Annotated in this window: 19 protein-coding genes; all 19 read right to left on the bottom strand. The window is 65.2% G+C overall.

The annotated features are described in order from the left end of the window. Positions 1–1,458 (bottom strand): nickel-dependent hydrogenase large subunit, encoded by a 1,458-nt coding sequence (locus tag RVAN_RS04940; protein WP_013418661.1) that lies wholly within the window; start codon positions 1,456–1,458, stop codon positions 1–3. Beyond that, positions 1,455–2,531 carry a hydrogenase small subunit gene (locus tag RVAN_RS04935; RefSeq protein WP_013418660.1) on the bottom strand — a complete coding sequence of 359 codons (1,077 nt, stop codon included), beginning with the start codon at positions 2,529–2,531 and terminating at the stop codon, positions 1,455–1,457. Before RVAN_RS04935 ends, RVAN_RS04940 begins: the two co-directional genes overlap by 4 nt. Further along, complete coding sequence (locus tag RVAN_RS04930) at positions 2,521–3,900, bottom strand: sensor histidine kinase (protein ID WP_041787284.1); 1,380 nt, start codon at positions 3,898–3,900, stop codon at positions 2,521–2,523. The genes RVAN_RS04935 and RVAN_RS04930 overlap by 11 nt, the downstream gene beginning before the upstream one ends. A gap of 68 nt (positions 3,901–3,968) precedes the next feature. Further along, positions 3,969–5,471: a sigma-54-dependent transcriptional regulator gene (locus RVAN_RS04925; protein WP_013418658.1), complete on the bottom strand. Its 1,503-nt coding sequence runs from the start codon at positions 5,469–5,471 to the stop codon at positions 3,969–3,971. Between the two features lie 58 nt (positions 5,472–5,529). Then, on the bottom strand, positions 5,530–6,579 hold the full coding sequence (hypE, locus tag RVAN_RS04920; RefSeq protein WP_013418657.1) for a hydrogenase expression/formation protein HypE: 1,050 nt from the start codon (positions 6,577–6,579) through the stop codon (positions 5,530–5,532). 70 nt (positions 6,580–6,649) lie between these two features. Continuing rightward, positions 6,650–7,762 (bottom strand): hydrogenase formation protein HypD, encoded by a 1,113-nt coding sequence (gene hypD, locus RVAN_RS04915; protein WP_013418656.1) that lies wholly within the window; start codon positions 7,760–7,762, stop codon positions 6,650–6,652. Then, positions 7,759–8,013 (bottom strand): HypC/HybG/HupF family hydrogenase formation chaperone, encoded by a 255-nt coding sequence (locus RVAN_RS04910; protein ID WP_013418655.1) that lies wholly within the window; start codon positions 8,011–8,013, stop codon positions 7,759–7,761. Before RVAN_RS04910 ends, hypD begins: the two co-directional genes overlap by 4 nt. A 3-nt stretch (positions 8,014–8,016) precedes the next feature. Beyond that, on the bottom strand, positions 8,017–9,078 hold the full coding sequence (hypB, locus tag RVAN_RS04905) for a hydrogenase nickel incorporation protein HypB (RefSeq protein ID WP_013418654.1): 1,062 nt from the start codon (positions 9,076–9,078) through the stop codon (positions 8,017–8,019). Further along, a complete protein-coding gene (hypA, locus tag RVAN_RS04900) occupies positions 9,078–9,419 on the bottom strand; it encodes a hydrogenase maturation nickel metallochaperone HypA (protein WP_013418653.1) in 342 nt (113 codons plus the stop codon). The genes hypB and hypA overlap by 1 nt, the downstream gene beginning before the upstream one ends. After that, on the bottom strand, positions 9,419–10,603 hold the full coding sequence (locus tag RVAN_RS18695) for a nickel-dependent hydrogenase large subunit (RefSeq protein WP_013418652.1): 1,185 nt from the start codon (positions 10,601–10,603) through the stop codon (positions 9,419–9,421). Before RVAN_RS18695 ends, hypA begins: the two co-directional genes overlap by 1 nt. Continuing rightward, positions 10,600–11,133, bottom strand: coding sequence for a [NiFe]-hydrogenase assembly chaperone HybE (gene hybE / locus RVAN_RS04890; protein ID WP_041787283.1), 534 nt, complete (start codon positions 11,131–11,133; stop codon positions 10,600–10,602). The genes RVAN_RS18695 and hybE overlap by 4 nt, the downstream gene beginning before the upstream one ends. After that, complete coding sequence (locus RVAN_RS04885) at positions 11,126–11,356, bottom strand: rubredoxin (RefSeq protein WP_041787282.1); 231 nt, start codon at positions 11,354–11,356, stop codon at positions 11,126–11,128. Before RVAN_RS04885 ends, hybE begins: the two co-directional genes overlap by 8 nt. After that, positions 11,353–12,195, bottom strand: coding sequence for a hydrogenase expression/formation protein (locus RVAN_RS04880; RefSeq protein ID WP_013418651.1), 843 nt, complete (start codon positions 12,193–12,195; stop codon positions 11,353–11,355). The genes RVAN_RS04885 and RVAN_RS04880 overlap by 4 nt, the downstream gene beginning before the upstream one ends. Then, positions 12,192–12,644, bottom strand: a complete 453-nt coding sequence (locus RVAN_RS04875; RefSeq protein WP_013418650.1) for a hydrogenase-1 expression HyaE — start codon at positions 12,642–12,644, stop codon at positions 12,192–12,194. Before RVAN_RS04875 ends, RVAN_RS04880 begins: the two co-directional genes overlap by 4 nt. Then, positions 12,644–12,973: a HypC/HybG/HupF family hydrogenase formation chaperone gene (locus tag RVAN_RS04870; RefSeq protein ID WP_013418649.1), complete on the bottom strand. Its 330-nt coding sequence runs from the start codon at positions 12,971–12,973 to the stop codon at positions 12,644–12,646. Before RVAN_RS04870 ends, RVAN_RS04875 begins: the two co-directional genes overlap by 1 nt. Then, positions 12,973–13,629: a HyaD/HybD family hydrogenase maturation endopeptidase gene (locus RVAN_RS04865; protein ID WP_013418648.1), complete on the bottom strand. Its 657-nt coding sequence runs from the start codon at positions 13,627–13,629 to the stop codon at positions 12,973–12,975. Before RVAN_RS04865 ends, RVAN_RS04870 begins: the two co-directional genes overlap by 1 nt. A gap of 569 nt (positions 13,630–14,198) precedes the next feature. Next, a complete protein-coding gene (cybH, locus tag RVAN_RS04860; RefSeq protein ID WP_013418647.1) occupies positions 14,199–14,966 on the bottom strand; it encodes a Ni/Fe-hydrogenase, b-type cytochrome subunit in 768 nt (255 codons plus the stop codon). Between the two features lie 95 nt (positions 14,967–15,061). Further along, positions 15,062–16,858 carry a nickel-dependent hydrogenase large subunit gene (locus RVAN_RS04855; protein ID WP_013418645.1) on the bottom strand — a complete coding sequence of 599 codons (1,797 nt, stop codon included), beginning with the start codon at positions 16,856–16,858 and terminating at the stop codon, positions 15,062–15,064. Next, a complete protein-coding gene (locus tag RVAN_RS04850; protein ID WP_013418644.1) occupies positions 16,858–17,928 on the bottom strand; it encodes a hydrogenase small subunit in 1,071 nt (356 codons plus the stop codon). The genes RVAN_RS04855 and RVAN_RS04850 overlap by 1 nt, the downstream gene beginning before the upstream one ends. Between the last annotated feature and the right edge of the window lie 104 nt (positions 17,929–18,032).

The raw sequence follows: 18,032 nt of genomic DNA, 5'->3' as shown, positions 1-18,032 counted from the left end.
TCAATGCACCGTGCAGACCATGCAGGGGTCGAACGAGCGCACGATATGCTGCACCGCGATGGGCGTTGTTTCGCCTCGCCGCACGGGCGCGCCGACAAGCGCCGCCTCGCAGGCACCGGGTTGCCCGCCGCCGTCGCGGGGCGAGAAGTTCCACGTCGTCGGCGCGATGATCTGATAGTTGAAAATGCGGCCCTTGCGGATGTCGAGCCAGTGGCCGAGGCTCCCGCGCGCCGCTTCGATCATGCCGATGCCGTGCGCTTCTTCGGGCATGGGCGTGGCGAGGCAGAACGGCTCGTCGGGACGGATCGCCGCCGCCCAGCTCTCCAGCAGGAGGACGAGCCGCGCTACCTCGACGGCGCGGGCGATCATGCGATTTCGCGCGTTGCTGCCGGAGCGCGCGGCAAGGCTCGTCACGAGCGGTTGGCCGTCGATGAGCTGTCGGGCGAAAGCGCCGGTTTCCGCCACGCGCCCGCCGAGGCGCGGAGCCTTGCACCAACTATAGGCGTCGGCCGCGTCGGCATCGGGTAGCGTGATCCCGCGCGAGGGCGGACGCGGGCCTTCCGCCGCGCGCACCATCCATGCGCGGGCGTGGTCCTCGGCGATGTCTTCCCAGCGGAGCGGGCCGACCGCGCCGCCTTGCCAGACCCCGTGCGCGAAGGCGTGGCCGCCGTTCAGCGAATACGCGCCGAAGCTGATATAGAGGCCAGGACCGGGGCCGAGCGCTTCAAGCCCGGCGTCGCGCGAGAAGGCGAGGAACGCGCGGAAATCGCCGCCGCTCGCTTCAGCCGCGCCTTCAGCAGCCCACGCATCGAGCGCATCGGCGCTGTCGAGTGCCCCCACCGCTTCCAGCGCATCGCCGTAGAATGTCGCCTCAAGGAAGCGGCGAAGCCCCGCGATATGGCCTAGCAACCGCGTCTGCTCCGCTCGGCCGATGGCGCGGGTCGTGCCGCCCGGTTGCAGGCCGAGCGTGTGCGGCCAATGCCCCGCGAGCAGGCCCATGATGCGCAGGAACGCCGCGCGCGCCGGTAGAAACTCGCGCTGGGCATCGCCGCCCATCGCCCGAAAGCGCGCCGCCGCCTTTGCCCATGGCTCGCCTGCGTAAATCTCGCGCGCGAAATCCGGCATGAAGAACAGGTAGAAATGTGTGAGGTGGTCCGCGACGTTCTCGGCGGCGAGGATGATGTTTTGCAGATGCGTGCCGTTTTCGGGCGGCGTCAGTCCTTGCGAATTGGCGAGCGCCGCCGCTGCCGCTATCGACTGCGACACCGAGCAGATGCCACAGATGCGCGGCACATAAACGAGCGCATCGGCGGGCGCCTTGCCGACAAGGATCTGCTCGAAACCACGATAGAGCGGGGAATTTACGTAAGCCGCCGCGATGCGCCCATCCTCCACGTCAAGCCGGATTTCGAGGTCGCCTTCGACGCGGTTGAACGGCCCGACGATGAGGCGCGTCATTTGGGTTTCCCCGATGCCTTGCCGGATGCCTGGCCCGGCGGCACCGCGATGCGCTCCGCGAGCGCATTCTTGCGCAGGCGCTCCGGTGTTGCGGCCTTGGCGAGCGAGGCCAGCGCCACGAACCATGCCTTCGGCATGTCGGTCGGCAGGCCCACGGGAATGCCGCCGCGCTTCGGCGTTTCGAGATAGGGCGCGTCGCGTTCGCCGAACGTCGGCTCGGTGCAGCCGATACACGGATAGCCGCCGCGAATGCACGAGCCTTCGCCGTTCCATGCCCGCATGTTGCAATCGCCGTGAACCTGCGTGCCGATGCAGCCGAGATGCTCCATCAGGCAGCCGAGTTGACCCGGCTCCTTCGCGCTCGCCTTGTACTCATAGAACTCGTTGCGGGTGCAGCCGTGATGTACGAGGTGATCCGCGTAGAAACGGGGGCGACCGTATGTATCGAGGTCGGATGCGCTGAACGTGCCGTCGCCGAGTTGTACGAGCGTTTCGACGATCCAACCCGGATGGGTGGGGCATCCTGCGATGTTGATCGCGGGGAGGCCGGAGTGCGAGCGGAAGCCGGGGCCGAGAAGGCCGCCCGGTTCTGCGCCCTCGAAGGCGAGGCCGCATGCCTCGGTAACGTTGTCGCCCGCCGCCGAAACGCCGCCATAGGCCGTGCATGAGCCGATGGCGATGACATGGCCCGCGCAGGCCGCAAGCTCCGCGACGAGCTGCATCACGGGCTTGCCCGTGCCGGGCTGGAGATGAAAGCGCCCGGTGCCGTTTGGCCCGCGCAAGATCGCGCCCTCGACGCAGAGGATGTCGAGCGGCTGCTGGCCGGACAGGATGCGCGCGATAAGCGCGTGATAATCTTCGCCGGATGCCTCGCTGAGCGAGGGATGGGCGAGCACGTCGATGCGGCCGAGGTCGAGTGCCGCGAACAGGTCCGGGCTATCGGCGTTGAGAAGCGACATGGAGCACCCGCCGCAACCGCCGGATTGCAGCCACAGCAGGCTCAGGCGCGCGGGGCGGCCCGTGGCATCGCGCGCGACGTTCCTGACCGGATCGCACGGCAAATCACGCGCCATGCCACGCCCCCTTCGGCAGGCTCAGCGTGAACACCGCGCCGCCGCTTTCATGGTTCGCCGCCGCGAGCCTCCCGCCGAAATCCTGCGCAAGCCCGAAGCTGAGATAAAGGCCGAGGCCGAGTCCTTTGCCGACGGGCTTCGTCGTGAAGAACGGCTCGAACAGCTTCTGCATGCCGTCGGGCGCGATGCCGGGGCCGTGGTCGCGGACGCGGAGCGCGACGAAGCCGCCGTCCTCGGTCGCGTCGATCTCGATCAGCGGATGCGGATCGCCGTCCATCGCGTCGAGCGCGTTCTGGATGAGGTTGACGAGGATCTGATGGATCGCGCCGCGCGGCGCATGCACCGATAGCCCCTCGGGCACATGGATCGCCACGTCCTGCCGCGAGCGCGCGATCTTCACAACCCAGTTCGCCGCCGTCTGCACCACGCGAAGAAGCTCGAAATCTTCCGGTGTTTCCGTCTGATTGGCCGAAAAGCGGCGCAGATCCTGCACGATCTCGCTCGCGCGCGTTGCGCCTTCGAGCGTGCCGTCGAGCAGCGGCTCGATATCGGCGAGGATGCGGTCGATCTTGAGCTCCTTGCGCAGCGCCGCGAGCGCGTCGCCGGACACGCCGTCGTTCATGGCTTCGAGATAGGTGCGGATGCGCAAGCCGTATTTCTTCAGCGCATGCATGTTCGCGAAAACGAAGCTGATGGGGTTGTTGAGTTCATGCGCTACGCCCGCGACGAGACGGCCGAGCGCCGCCATCTTCTCCGAAAAGATGAGGTGCTGTTGCGCTTCCTGAAGCTCGCGGTGCGCGGCGTTGAGCGATTTATAGGCACGGCGAAGCTCGCCGAGCGGGCGGCCCACCACGACGACGCCAGCGAAACGCCCCTTGTGGTCGAAGCGCGCCGAGCAGTTCATGACGAAGGGCGAGGGCGCGCCCGCCGTATCGCGCAAGGACAGTTCGCAGTCCGTCACCGCGCCGTCTTCGCGGGCGCGGGCGAGCATGTCGTCCACGGCGGCGGCGTTCTCGGTCGCGAACAGCGACGCGAAGGGTTCGCCCGAGAGGCTCGCCTCGTGTCGCCCGGTGACGGCTTCGAGGGCGCGGTTCACGCGGGCGATGCGGTTGCCCCGGTCGCACACGGCGAGCACATCGGCCATGGAGGCGAACACGCTCGCCATGAGCGCCTGCGCCTCTTCGAGGGCCGCGTTCTTCGCCTCAAGCTCGACCTGATTTTCGACAAGCTCGGCATAGACCGCATCCATCTTCTGGATGACTTCGATCCAAGCGTCCTCGCCCGCTTCGCCATCGCCGAGCGCGCCTGCCACGCCCGCCCGCGCGACGAGGCTTCGGCTGTCTTCAGGGCGCGCGGGCTGCTTCAGCATGGGCGGTCGCTTTCGGTCAGAGCGGTTCCCCATTGGAACGCTCTATCTTGAAAGAATCGGGATCGGCTCTAGGCCCGCTTCTTGGCGGGCTCCAGCGGCAGCGCCTCGATCTTTTCGAGGCCGTAGCGTTCGAGCTTGGCGCGAAGGCCGACGCGCGACAGGCCGAGTTCCTTCGCCGCGCGGCTCTTGTTCCAGCGATGGCGGATGAGGCTTTCCTTCAGGATCTGCGCCTCAACCGACTCGATGCGCTCGCGCAGCGTGCCTTCGAGACCAGCGAGCGAAAGATCGACGCCCGCGAAATCGAGCTTCGAGGGCGAGGGTCCGGCTGCCGCCTGCTGCACGCGCCGGGACAGATGCTCCGCGCCGATCACTCCACCCTGTGGCCCCATGATGAGCGCGTGCTGGATCTCGTTCTGAAGCTCGCGGACATTGCCCGGCCATGGGTAAGCCTTGAGGCACGCCACCGCTTCCGGCGACAGGCCCTTCACGCATTTCCCGAGTTGCTTCTGCGCCTTGTCGATGAGCGCGCGCGCAATCGGCGGGATGTCCAACAGGCGCTCGCGCAAGGGCGGCAGGTGGATCGTGACCGGCGCGAGGCGGTAATAAAGGTCTTCACGGAAGCGGCCAGCCTGAACCTCGGCTTCGAGGTCGCGATTCGTGGCGGCGATGACGCGTACGTTGATGGTTCGCGTCTTCTGGCCGCCGACGGGGCGGATCTCGCCCTCTTGCAACACGCGGAGCAGCTTCGCCTGAAGCCTGGGTGACACTTCGCCGATCTCGTCGAGGAAGACGGTGCCGCCATCGGCGCGCTGGAACAGGCCGATATGGTCTTCCACCGCGCCCGTGAACGCGCCGCGCTTGTGGCCGAAGAGTTCGCTTTCGAGGAGTTCGTCGGGCAGGGCCGCGCAGTTCTCGACCACGAACGGCTTGTTCCAGCGCAGGCTCTTATAGTGGAGAGCGCGCGCAATGAGCTCCTTGCCGGTGCCGGATTCGCCCGTAATCATCACCGAGACATCGAAAGGGGCGACGCGCCGCATGCGGTCGCAAACGTCGTTCATCGGGCTCGACTTTTCGCGCACGATGCCGTCGTCGCCCGCGTAATGCTCGCGCAGATCCGCACGTCGGGTCGCGACGACGCGTTCGGCGCGGGTCGAGGACATCCTCAGCTCGACCGCCAGAAGCTCGTTCTCGCGCTGGAGCTTGTAGAGCCGCGAGGCGTTCTTGAGCGTAAGCGTCAGGCTATCCGGCTGCCAGGGCTTCGTCACATACTGATAAATGCCGGCCTCGTTGATGCCCTGGATGATGTCTTCCGCGTCCGTGTAACCCGAAATGATCATGCGCACGACATCGGGCCAGCGCTCGCGCACACCCTTCAGGAAATCGACGCCCGAGATGTCCGGCATGCGCTGGTCGCACAGCACTACCTGAATGGCTTCGTCGGCGAGGATGGCTTCGGCTTCGCGCGCGCTCGTCGCTTTCTTTACGTCGAAGTCGTCTTCGAGGATGCGTTCGAGGGCTTCGACGCTGCGAACTTCGTCATCGATTACGAGCACCGGAGGAAGCGCGGTCATGGCGCTCTCCGAGAGGCGCGGCGGCGGAGAAAGGGGGGGTGACGGGGACAGTCTGGCATCAACATATCCTTGGGAGCGGATCGCCCGCGAGCCAATCTACCATGCGGTTTCCGCCGAACCTCGTACGCATTTGGACGAAGGCGTGAGGGTCTTGCATGGCCTCGCCGATGATGGCCGCGTCACGCGCCAGAGGATGCGCGCGCATGGCGGCAAGCAAGAGCTGTGCCTTATCGGGCGGCGCGATGGCGATGAGCTTGCCTTCGTTCGCGATGTAAAGCGGATCGAGGCCGAGGAGTTCGCACGCTGCGGAGACGTCGGGCTTGATCGGGATCGCGGCCTCGTCCAGCCGGATGCCGACGCGGGATTGCTGCGCGATCTCGTTCAGCGTCGCGCCAAGGCCGCCGCGCGTCGGATCGCGAAGCACGCGGATGCCGGGCACGGCCGCGACCATGTCCGCGACGAGGGTGTGAAGCGCCGCGCTGTCGGAGAGGATTTCCGTTTCGAAGGTGAGGTTCTCGCGCTTCGACAGCACCGCGATGCCGTGGTCGCCGATGCTGCCCGAAAGCAGCACCATATCGCCCGGCCGCGCACGGTCGCCCGAAATCTCGACGCCATCGGGGACAACCCCGATGCCGGTTGTCGTGATGAAGACGCCGTCGCCTTTGCCCTTTTCGACCACCTTCGTGTCGCCGGTGACGATGGGCACGCCTGCCGCGCGGCTCGCCGCCGCCATGCTGGCAACGATGCGGTCGAGATCGGCGAGCGGAAAGCCCTCTTCAAGCACGAACGCCGCCGAGAGATAGAGCGGTCGCGCACCCGCCATCGCCACGTCGTTGATGGTGCCGTGGACCGCGAGCGAGCCGATGTCGCCGCCGGGAAAGAACAGCGGCGCGATCACATGCGCGTCGGTCGTCATCACCATGCGGCCTGCCTTGACAGCGAACGCGGCCTGATCGTTTCCTTGCGCGAGAAGCGAGTTGTCGAGGTGGCGGCGGAACAGCGTGCGGATCAGTTCGGCGGTGGCGCGACCGCCCGCGCCGTGGATCATCTCGACCGCGCCGGAAAGCTTCGCGTCGCGCGCGCCGAACCGTGCCTCGATCACGCTCATCGGATGGCGCTCCGCTTCGTCATCAGGGGGCGGCTTGCTCCAAAGGGACGCTGAAGAAGCGGCGCGCGGGTCATGCTGCCTCCTGCCGGAAGCGGCCATAGGTCCAATATGCGGCGCAAGCGCCTTCGGACGACACCATGCACGAGCCGACCGGGCTGTCAGGCGTGCAGCCCTTGCCGAACAGCTTGCAGTCGACCGGCTTCTTCGCGCCGCGCAGGATTTCCGCGCATTCGCAGGATTTCGCATCCGGTGCGGAGCGTGTGACGATGGCAAAGCGTTTCTCGGCGTCGAAGGCGGCATAGGCGTCGCGGATACGGAGCGCGCTGTCGGGCACCGCGCCGAGGCCGCGCCACTCGAAGCTCTCACGGCGCTCGAACACTTCGTCGACGATCGCGCGCGCCTTCGCGTTGCCGTCGCGGGTGACGACGCGGATATACTGATTTTCCACCTCCGCGCGGCCCTCGTTCAACTGGCGGATCGCCATCAGCGCGGCCTGCATCACGTCGAGCGGCTCGAAGCCCGCGATCACGACCGGGCGGTGAAACGTCTCGGTGAAATATTCATAGGGGCGGCTGCCGATCACCGAACTCACATGCGACGGGCCGATGAAGGCGTCTACGTCGAGGCCTGCTGCCGTAAGCAGGTGATTGAGCGCGGCGGGCGTCAGCACGTGGTTGCAGAAGACGGAGAAGTTTTTCAGGCCCTCGGCCTTCGCGGTGCGCAGCGCGACGGCGGTCGGCGGCGTCGTCGTCTCGAAACCGATGGCGAAGAACACGACTTCGCGGCTCGGGTTGTCGCGCGCGATGCGAAGCGCGTCGTCCACCGAATAGACCATGCGCACATCCGCGCCTTCCGCCTTCGCCTTGAGCAGGCTCCGGCGCTTCGACGCGGGCACGCGCAGCATGTCGCCATAGGAACAGAGGATGACGCCGTGCTTCTCCGCGAGTTCCAGCGCGTTGTCGATGCGCCCGATGGGAAGCACGCAGACGGGGCAGCCGGGGCCGTGCACGAAGCCCACATTTTCCGGCATCAGATCATGCACGCCGTAGCGGAAAATCGCATGCGTATGGCCGCCGCAGAATTCCATGATGGAATAGCGCCGCGCCGGGTCGGCTTCCCGCGCGATGGCGGCGGCGAGGCCCATAGCCAGCGCCTGATCGCGAAACTCGTCGACGAACTTCATCGCGCGGCCTCCCCAAATTCGGCGAACTCCGCATCGAGACCCGCCTCGCGCATCATGGCAAGCGTGCGTGCGGCCTCGTCAGGCGAAACCTTGTGCAGCGCATAGCCGACATGGACGAGCACGAACTCGCCGGGCTTCGCGTCCTCGATCAGCGCGATGGAGATCTCCTTGCGCACCGGCCCGAGCGCGACAATTGCCGTGTCGGCGGCTTCGTTCACGGACACGATCTCGGCGGGGATGGCGAGGCACACGGGCTACACTCCCGGCGCTTCGAGGCCCGTCAGCGCGAGCGCGCGCTGCGCCTTGATGTAAGCCGCCCACGCGTCCATGCCTTCGCCCGTCTTGGCCGACACGCGCAGGATCTTGATGCGCGGGTTGATGGCGCGCGCGTTGGCGGCAAGCAGGTCGGCGTCGAAATCGAGATGCGGCAGCAGGTCCACCTTGGTGATGAGCATCAGATGCGAGGTGCGAAACATGTCGGGGTATTTCAGCGGCTTGTCTTCGCCCTCGGTAACGGAGCAGAGCACCACGCGCGCTTCTTCGCCGAGGTCGAACATCGCTGGGCAGACGAGATTGCCGACATTCTCTATGAACAGCACCGCGCCCTTTTCGAGCGCGAGGTGGTCGGCGGCATGGCCCGTCATGTGCGCGTCGAGATGACAACCCTTGCCGGTGTTGATCTGGATCGCGGGCGCGCCCGTCGCGCGGATGCGCTCGGCGTCGTTCGTCGTCTGCTGGTCGCCCTCGATGACCGCAACGGGCACGTCCGCCTTGAGCCGCTCGATGCTGGCGACGAGAAGCGTCGTCTTGCCGGAGCCGGGCGACGAGACGAGGTTTAGCGCGAGGATACCGTCGCGGGTGAAGCGGGCGCGGTTTTCGCGGGCAAACGCGTCGTTCTTCGACAGCACGTCCTGCTCGATCTTCACCACGCGCGCCTTGTGGTCATGCTCGTGGGTATGGCCGTGCTCGTGCGAATGCTCGTGGTCGTGATGATGATCGTCGCCGCCATGGCTGTGGGCGTGCCCGTGTCCATGATCGTGATGGTCGCCCTCGCCGTGCTCGTGCGGGTGTTCGTGACCTTCGCCGTGCTCGTGGTCGTGGGTGTGATGATGCTCGTGCGGGTGAGAATGCGTCACGCCGTCTTCATGGGTGTGTTCGTGGGCGTGGTTATGGGTGTGGTCGTGGTGGTGATGGCCGTCGTGATCGTGTGTGTGGTCGTGGCTGTGCGCATCGCCGTGTTGATGCGCGCCCGCCGCATTGACGGACGCAGCCTCGATCTTCGTTTCGCCGTCTCCGCATCCGCACGTCCCACACATCAGTCAACCTCCAGCTCTCTTATTCTTAATTCGTCGCCGCCCGTTACCTGCAACTGGAAGCTGCCGCAACTTGGGCAGGTTCCGCTACGCTCCTTTATGATGACGCTCTCGCCGCATGCGAAACACCACGCCGCAGCCGCCGTCTCCACAATGTCGAGCGTGGCATTTTCCGCGATGGTGCCGCGCGTTGCAGCGTCGAAGCAGAACCGCAGCGCCTGCGGCTCGACGGTTGCAAACGGCCCGACTTCGAGCCGCACAACGCGCACGCGGGAATAATGTTGCTGGGTCGCCTGCTCTTCGAGGATACGCACGACACCTTGCGCCAACGCCATCTCGTGCATCAATGCACCCTCACTTCATAGCCGACGCAAGGGTCGACGGCGGTCACAAAAAGGCGAGCGATTCTCGCGACATCGTGAGAATCGCCTTGCGCGATGCGGGCGAGACCGCGCGCGGCCGCGCCTTCGGGGTGGAAGTTCCATTCGGTCGGCGCAAGGATGCGATAGCGGGAAACCTTGCCGCCGCTCATTTCGACGGCGTGCACGAGGCGCCCGCGCGCGGCTTCGATTTGCGAAAGGCCGATGCCGGGCGCGGTTTCGTCACGCTCCGGCGCCGCGTGGTTGGGGGCGTCAAGCGTCGCCGCCGCATCGCGCAGACGCCGCGGGACGCTCGCGAGTTCGACGAGGCAGGCGGCGAGCCGCGCACCGAGGCCGAAACCGTCGTCCGTTTCGAGCGCGCGGATCAGCGGATGATCGAGCGAGCGCGCAAGCGGCGATGTCTCGCGCGGTGCGCCCTCCCAATCCGGCGCGGCGACGAAATGAGCCTGGCTGTCGTCGAAGAGCCGCTGGGCGAGGCGGTCGCGGTCGAAAGCGGGAAGCGGCGAAACGGGAGCTGCGCCCGCGTCGAGAAAGCCATCGGTTGCGATCTGGTCGAACAGCAGCTGCGCGACGGTGTGCCGTTGCTCGGCCCAGTTGATGAGGTCGGCCTTTGTTTCGCGCGCCCGCCAGATGCGCAGAGGCTCGCCGAAGATTGCGCATTCGAGCAGCGCTTCGTTGGCCGCGATGTCCTTTTCGACGCCGTCTTTCTCATAGATGAAAGTGCCGGCGAAGCGGAGCGCCGCGCTACCTTCGTCGAGATGGCGCGCGAGGTCGCGTTCCGCTTGCATGGCGGCGCGAAGCTCGGTGGCGGGTGGCAACCCCGGCTTATAGAGAAACTGCGACCAGTCCATGAGGATGCGAAGCGTATGCTCGCGCGCGCTTTCAGCGATGACGCGCATCTCTCGCGCGCGGCGCGTGCTCTCCGGCACGACGATGCGGTGCGCTTCCTCAAGGGCCACGGCCGCGGCGACGGACTGCGCCGCCTTGCAGGTCGCGAACAGAAGCGAAACCGTTTGCGCGATTTCGCTCGGGCTGTGGCCGGTGAACTGGCGCGTGATCGAGAGCGGGCGGCTCGATTCGATGCGCACGCAATGGCTGTGTGGCGCGCGGGGATAGAGGTCGATTTCGATGCGCCCTTCCGCTGTCACGCCGGGTCTCCGCTTGAAGAGTCTCCGCTCTCGGGGGCGCGCCCGAAAATGAGGCCGCGACGCGAAAGCTGCGGCTTGCGGCGCGCCGCTTCCGCATCGGGGTGATGTCCGCTGTCGAGCAGCGCCGCGAGTGCCGCCTCGGCCGCGATCAGCGCCGCGTTCTGGTCTTCGAACTGCGTCACCGGCGAAAACAGCGAGCACATGCGATAGGGGCCAAGCCCCGCCTCGCCGCCCGCGATGAACTCGAACATACCGGCGGGCAACGCGTGCGAGATCTTCGCGCCGCTCGGCGCTTCGCCCCAGCTTTCGACGTCCTCTGCGGTTTTCGGCAGCAGCATCGCGTTGATGAACCACGGCGTGACAAGCACCGCGAGCCATAGACCGCCCACGTCGCGCGGGCCGACGGCGGCGACGGCAAGGCGCGGGTTCAACAACGGCACGTCGGCCATGCGCGTGGCGTGGATGCGCTCGAAGACGGCTTCGAGACGGCGCGCCACCGCCGCCGCTTCGTCCGCCTGCGCCTCACTCATCGCGCGCCTCCAGCAGCAGGAACTTTTCTTTCGGCGCGTCGCAAACGGGGCACGACCACTGCGGGGGCAGCGCCGCGAAGGGCGTGCCGGGCGGGACCTGCCATTCATCGCAGCCTTCGGCGGGATCATAGACATGCCAGCAGATGCCGCATTCGAGCCGGGCGTCATCGCCAAGCTTCGTCACGTCGCCGCCGAACGAGCCCGCGAAGAAATGGTCCTTCACCGGTAGACCCCCAGAATTTCCGCGAGCCGCTCCGCGCTGTCTTCAAGATCTTCGCGCGCGGCGCACGCCACATCCGGCACGCGACAAACCTCGATGGTGTTGAGGATCAGGATTTCGCGCGAATTGAAGTAGCGCACCCACCACGCATTTCGGACGCCGGTGGAGGAAATGCGGCAATTGCCGTAGCCGCGCGACAGGATGGTGACCGCGCCCTGCCCGAGACGGGCGTCGAGATACGCGAGGTCGCCGTCGCTGACCGGCAGCAGCGTAAGGTTGATGGCGTGGGGCGGCGTGCCGGGAGCAAAGGCCGCGAGCTTGTCGGCGAGTTCGGCGGCGATGGAGGGCGCGTTCATGAGGTCGTCTTCGGCGACCGCATCGAGCGCGCGCAAGGTCGGCGCACCGGCATCCTGCGCGGCGGCGAGCACCGACAGCGGAAACTCGCCAACCTCGATGGCGTCGGCGATCAGGGCGCCGTCACTGCCGACAACATGGATGCGCCAGACGCCCGCCAGCACCGATTCCTGCGCTTGCACATGCGAGCCCGCGACGATGCTTACCTCGCCTTCGCCGAGCATCTGATCGACGAAGGCGCGGTTGTCGGCGTCGAGGTCTAGAAGGTCGATGGTGATCGACGTGCCGGGTGCGGGCGCGGCGCGAAGCGCTTCGAGCGCCGCGTCGAGCTTCTCCAGCGCCGCAGCGTGCGCCGCTGCCACCTCCGGCTCGGGGATCTGCGGCATCGAAAAGGTTGCCATGCCCTTCGGCAACTCCATGAAGGCGAGATCGCCGTCTTCGTCGTCGGGTTGGCTGCCGGGGCCGGCGAGCGGGCGCGTGATGCTCATTCGGAATGGTCCTCCGCGAGGGGCGCGCTGCCGTTCGCGGCAGGCACGCAATGTTCCGGGAACTTGTAAGGCGGCGGCGCGGATGGCTCGCTCGCGAGGATCGCGCCGATTTCGCGCATATATTCCGGCCAGTTCAGCACGCGAGTGATCGCGCCGAGATAGCCGTCGCCGCGCAGGAAGACGAGGGCAGGGAAGGCGTTGAAGCGGAAGCGCAGTTGCAGCGGCCGCTCGGACGCCTTCTCAACGAGCGCGGGCGCGACATGGGGGAAGCTCTTCAACAGTTCCGGCAGGATCACGGCGACATCGGCGCTTTCCACGAGACGGTCGGTGTCGCCCGGAAAGAACAGCACGCTGTCGGCATGCGCGGCGAGGAACGCGTCGAGCGTCGCCTCGGTGACGGTGGTGAAGCCGTGGCGCGCGGGAAGCGCTTCGATCATGGGCGAAGACATCAGGCGGCGCCCTCCGGCTCGGGTTTGCGAAGGTGCTCGGGAAGCTGCGGTTCGCGGCCGATGAGGTCGGCGAACAGGTGGTCGATGGAGGTTTCGCCCTGCATAACGAGCGCCAGCGCCTTCAGCGCGTCGGCGGTCTGGCGGGCGTGTTCCTCGCTGACGATCTCACGCGCGGCGTCGAGGAAGGTCAGCACCCACGCACCTTCGGGCTGCTCGCCGACAAGGATCATGTCGATCTCGCGAAGCTCGCCGCCCCCGTTGCCCTCGGCGCGGCACAGCGCGAAGCGGCCTTTCGGCTCGACGACCTGCATGGGAATGCCGACGCACATCAGCGCTGGCCCTCCCGTTCGGCAGCAACCCTCGTCGCAGCCATGGCGAGCACGCGATCATCGCCGACGCGGCAGGCGTCATCTTCGTCGGGACGCTCGTCTTCGTAGCGCGATAGCACCATGCGTTCGCAGGCAATCGTTTCGGCTTCGGGCAACGGTGTTTCGCGGCGCTGCGCGTCGATGCCGAAGCGCGCGAGATAGGCGAGCGCGTGGTCGATGGCGGCGGGGATCTGCGCTTTCACCTCGTCGCGGAGGCTGCCGCCATAGTCTTCCAGTTCCACAGGCTGTACGCCGATCAGAAACAGATGCTCCGGCAGCTTGCCGAGAAGGTCGGCGGTGGCCAGCACTTCCTGAAAGCCCGTCTGGTGCAGGCTCATCTTCTTCGCGCCGAGGAATTGCGGCACGTCCTTGTTTTCCGCGAGCTTCAGTGTGGCGGGCGGCAGCCCGTAATCCACCGCGTCGAACACGACGAGAATGTCGGTGGAGGTGATGTGATCGAGGAGGTAAAGCCCTTGCGTGCCGCCATCGAGGAGCCGGACGTTATCCGGGAATGCGTAATCGCGGTTCAGCGCTTCGACCGCGCGAACACCGAAACCTTCATCGGCCCACAACAGGTTGCCGATGCCAAGAACCAGCACCCTAGTGCTCTGCCGCATTTTGCTCCACCTCGCTAAGCGCTCTCAAGCAAATGCATGCGCCTGACGAGCACTTGCACCTTGTTGATTCTTGTGCAGTTTCGAACGTTACATTTGATCGGGATGCCATCGGCGAGTGTGAATCAGATGTAAAACTCACTAGGTATATCGCTCCCTGGAATTATCCTCGTTCTTAGCGGATGAGGGGTGCGTCAGCAAGCTTCAGGCCAAATTGCCGCGCCGTTGCGGCGATTTATACTCTTTGCCGAGGGCGACGCCGCGCCGGGAGGATGCATCGCGCCGCGCGCCTCGCCTGAATGTATCGCCAGAACAGGGCGTTACGGCTAACGACGCCACAGCGGCGCCCGGATGCTCCCGCCGGATGTTTCCCGTCGCGCATATCGCGACTCGCGGAAGGTGACGTCCGCCTTTTCAAATCCGCAGCGAAGTGGAAACGCGGCTTCCACACAAAGCCTACACCGGTTGTGTGCTTTGCGCGACAAAAGTATGAAGCGAAACGCTTTTTTTGCGCGCGCGAACAAAAAAAGCGCGGGACATGCCCGCGCCAGTTTCACTCAGGTCCAACTCGTTCAGGCGCGATCCATATCCTCTGGCTTGCCCGGCGATTTGAAGGTCCGGTAGCCCGAGACGATGGTGCTGAAGATGCTCTGATGGCCGAGCAGCTCGTCGCGCACCGCGCCATAGACGTGGATCATCACGAAAATCAGGATCGACCACGCCGCCAGATGATGGAAAGTGTGCAGGTTCTGGCTGTTGCCGAAGATCGGAATGATCCAGCTCGTGAACAGCGTGTGCTGCCACGTTCCCATGCCGGTGCCTTCGCCATAAAGCGCAAGCCCCGTGAAGATCATGAAGGTGATCCCCCACAGGAACATGAAGTGCATGGTGAGTACAGCGATGGGGTTATGGCAGACATATTTGCGCCCTTCCTTTTCGAGGAAGGCATAGCGCTTGAACTCGTGCCACGTATTGTCCCAGAATTTCGCCGTCAAGATCGGCGGGGCGAAGATTTCCAGGGCATGCTTGTTGCCGACGAAGGCCCAGTAAGTGCGCGCGGCCATGCCGATGATGAGGATGTACCCGGCCGCGAAATGCGTGAAGCGGATATATCCCATCAGGAAGTGGTCGCTCGCTTCTCCCGAAAGCGTGGGCGGAGGGCTACCGATGAAATAGCCCGAGATGAGCAGCGCCGCGATGGCGAAGGCGTTCACGAAATGCCAGATACGAACCGGGAATTCGTAGACGTAAATCGCGGGCTGGAACCCGTTGCCGTTCCCGTTGGGCTTCGGCGCAGGCTGGGCCGAGGGCGGCGGATCGAAGTCGGTGGCGATGACCATGGCGTGCTCCTTACATCACGAAAGGGCTGACGCCCGGCACAACGACCGCCGCCGCCGCGAGAACGATGGAAGACTTTTTCATGCGGACCTCTCCCTTAGCGGACGGTGACTTCGGCCAGCTCGCGGCCATCTTCGCTCATGACGTGGGTCGAGCAGGCAAGGCACGGGTCGAAGCTGTGCAGCGTGCGCAGGATCTCGACCGGCTCTTCCGCCCGTTCCACCTTCGTGTTGAGGAGCGCGGCTTCAAATGCGCCGATATTGCCCTCGTTATCGCGTGGCGAGCCGTTCCAGGTGGTCGGCACGACGCACTGGTAATTCTCGATCTTGCCGTTCTTGATCTTGATCCAGTGGCCGAGCGCGCCGCGCGGCGCTTCGGTGAAGCCGACGCCCTTGACCTCCGCGGGCCATGTCGACGGATCCCACGATGCGGTGTTGGCGGTGGCGGTGTCGCCCGCCTTCACATTGGCGATGAGCTTGTCGAGGAAGTAGCTCATCTTGTGCGCCGCCCACTGGCATTCGAGGCCGCGCGCGGCCGTGCGCCCGAGCGTCGAGAACAGCGCGGACACCGGCACGTCGAGCGTCTTCAGCACGAGCGTCAGCTGCTCGGTGATTTCCTTGTCGCCCTTGGCGTAGCCGATGACGTAGCGCGCGAGCGGGCCGACCTCCATGGCGTGGCCCTTCCAGCGCGGCGCCTTGATCCAGGAGTATTTCGCGCTTTCGTCGATCTCCTTGATGTTGGTGCGCGTGCCGACGAGGTTCGGCCCGAGCTTGAAGTTCGGCTCCGTGACGCCGTCCCACGGGTGAAGGCCCTTCTTCTCGTCCGCGTAGGCGTACCAGGAATGCGGCACGAACTCCTGAATCTCGTTCGGGTCGCGAAGATCGACGGGGAAGACTTCCTTCAAATTGCCGTTGATGATCGCGCCGCGCGGCTGAAGCAGGCTTTCGGCCGAGTAGTCGTTCGCACGGTCCGGGATATCGCCGTAGGACAGCACGTTCTTCGACGATAATCCGCCGCCGTAGAGCCAGCCCTTGTAGAACTGCGCCACCGCAAGAAGGTCGGGGATATAGACGTTTTCGACGAACTCGATCGACTGGTTGATGATGGAGCGCACCATGTTGAGGCGCTCCATGTTGATGGAGGTCGACGCGCCCGGCCCTTCGATATTGATGACCGACGGCACGCCGCCGACGAGCCAGTTCGGATGCGGGTCCTTGCCACCGAAGATGGTGCGGATGCGCATGATGTGCGTCTGAAAGTCGAGCGCTTCCAGATAATGCGTCACCGCCATGAGGTTCGCTTCCGGCGGAAGGAGATAGGCGGGGTTTGACCAATAGCCGTTCTTGAACGGTCCGAGCTGGCCCGACTCCACGAACTTTTTCAGCCGGTTCTGTACGTCGCGGAAGTAGCCGGGAGACGATTTCGGATGATGCGGCGAAACCTTCTTCTGAAGCTCGCTCGTCGCCACCGGATCGGCCTTCAGCGCGGAAACCGGGTTGACCCAGTCGAGCGCATGCAGGTGATAGAAATGCACGAGGTGATCGTGCGTTTGCAGCGTGAGCTGCATGATGTTGCGGATAATATTCGCGTTTTCCGGGATCTGGATCTTCAGCGCGTCTTCCACGGCGCGCACCGAGGTGAGCGCGTGCGTGCCGGTACAAACGCCGCAAATGCGCTGCGTGAAGGCCCAGGCGTCGCGCGGGTCGCGGCCCTTGAGGATCACTTCGAGGCCGCGCCACATGGTGCCGGTCGACACCGCGTTGCGGATGACGTTGTCGTCGTCGACGTTCACCTCGCAGCGCATATGGCCTTCGATGCGTGTTACGGGATCGACGACGACGCGCTTGCCGCTGTTATCGAGCGTGAAGCCGTTGGGTGTGCTGATCGTCGCCATTATTCGTTATCTCCCTTCGAGCGCGCGTTCTTGATGGCGCTGACGGCGGCGTGAGCCGCGATCGCGGCGCCGACGACGCCGGCGGCGGTCGCTCCGATGACGTCCGCATTCTCTTCAACGCCGAACTGCTTGATGTTTGTGAGGCGGTTATAGAACGAGCCGTTGTCCCAGAAGCCGTCTTCCGAGCAGCCGATGCAGCCGTGACCCGCCTGGATCGGGAAGGACACGCCACCGTTCCAGCGCGTCGTCGAGCAGGAATTGTAGGTCGTCGGACCCTTGCAGCCCATCTTGTAGAGGCAGTAGCCCTTGCGCGCGTTCTCGTCGTCCCACGCCTCGACGAACTGGCCTGCATCGAAATGCGGGCGGCGATAGCATTTGTCGTGGATGCGCTGGGAGTAGAACATCTTCGGGCGGCCCTGCCGGTCGAGTTCGGGGATGCGCTCGAAAGTGAGGATGTAGGTGATGACGGCGGTCATGACTTCCGGGATCGGCGGGCAGCCCGGAACGCGGATGATCGGCTTGTCGTGGATGACCTTGTGGACGGGAACAGCCTGCGTCGGGTTCGGCTTCGCGGCCTGCACGCAGCCCCAAGAGGCGCACGACCCCCAGGAGATGACGGCCTTTGCGTTCGCTGCAGCGTATTTCAGCTGCTCGACGAAGGGCTTGCCGCCGATGATGCAATACATGCCGTCTTCGTTGAGCGGCGGATTGCCTTCCACGGCGAGGATGTAATTGCCCTTATGCTTGGTGACGATCTCTTCCACGATGGCCTCCGCCGCGTGGCCAGCCGACGCCATGATGGTGTCGTCGTAGTCGAGCGAGAGCATCGAGAGGATGACGTCGGACGCGAGCGGATGCGCCGAGCGGATGAACGCCTCCGAGCAGCAGGTGCATTCGAGGCCATGGAGCCAGAGCACGGGGATGCGCGGCTTTGTTTCGAGCGCATGCGCGAGCGTGGGCGCAAGCTGCGGGCCAAGGCCGAGCGCTGCCGCCGTGAGGCTACAGAACTTCATGAAACTGCGGCGTGACACCCCTTGCCGCCGCAAGACATCGTAGAAAGTTTCGTCCATGACCGGCGTTTCCTTCGCGCGATGGTTCGTTTGACCGGCATCCCTCGGCCGATTTCCCCACCTTTGAAGCAACGGTCATGCCAAAGTTAAAATATCAATTGAAA

Source organism: Rhodomicrobium vannielii ATCC 17100, assembly GCF_000166055.1.
Taxonomy (GTDB): Bacteria; Pseudomonadota; Alphaproteobacteria; order Rhizobiales; family Rhodomicrobiaceae; genus Rhodomicrobium; species Rhodomicrobium vannielii.
Note: the sequence above shows the minus strand (reverse complement) of the source record. Positions and strands in the feature narration are given on the sequence as shown.